Genomic DNA, 819 nt, shown 5'->3' with positions numbered 1-819 from the left:
CGTGATTTGGATGCGGCAGCCCCCGCCCTGGGCGAGCCCGCCCCCACGCGCGTATTTGCTAATCGCGGTCTTGCCGGTATTGACGGCACCATTGCGACCGCTATTGGCGTGTCCCTGTCGGGCTATTACCCTGCCGGCATGGATGAGAATTCCCGCCCGGTCATTGGCGGCGCCGCGCTGCCGGTGACTCTGCTGTGCGGTGACCTAACCTTCCAGCACGATGTGTCCTCGCTGAACCTGCCAAATACTGAGCTTCTGCCCGAACTACGCGTTGAGGTCTTTGACGATGCCGGCGGCGGTATTTTCACGACCCTTGAACACGGCGATATAGCTCGTCAGAAGCAGTTCACCGCCGCTGTGGATCGTTTCTTTACGGTGGCTGCCGCCCCGAATACTGATCTGGCGCGCATGGCTGCCGGTTTTGGTACCGAATCAGGCATTGAGGTGTGCATTCACACACCCTAAAGCCGTTTCTAAAGGTTGCAGGTAAGCCCCATCCGCAGAGTTGACCGATATACTGAAAACTACCTGTGCCGTAGCCTTCCGTGGCTGAATCTAGCCGGTCGTAGCGGTTTCACTCGCCGCTACATTCGCGTTTTTCTGCGCGCCTGCTGATGCAAGGCACCTTATCTATCTTTTATTGACATTCACGCTCTCGCCGCTGATGCACACCGCACACAACCCGAGGTTTTACCCCGGTGAGCCCGGTGTATGCGGCGGGCGTTGCTCCCAAGGATTCTCATGAGCTCACTCGATATTATTGTCGCTGTCCCCTCCGGAGCCGGTTGGGTTCCCGTACACGCTATGGCGGAGCTTCTC

The 819-nt window shown here is 58.4% G+C and carries 1 pseudogene; it reads left to right on the top strand.

Annotated features, from left to right (window positions below):
- A pseudogene (locus O3648_RS08420) lies at positions 1 to 465 on the top strand (2-succinyl-5-enolpyruvyl-6-hydroxy-3-cyclohexene-1-carboxylic-acid synthase); the annotation flags it as partial.
- Positions 466 to 819: the final 354 nt, after the last annotated feature.

Origin of the sequence: Rothia sp. 27098_8_161, assembly GCF_041432905.1 — a bacterium.
GTDB lineage: Bacteria > Actinomycetota > Actinomycetes > Actinomycetales > Micrococcaceae > Rothia.
The sequence above is the reverse complement of the archived record's forward strand: the minus strand, read 5'-3'. Positions and strand labels throughout refer to the sequence as shown.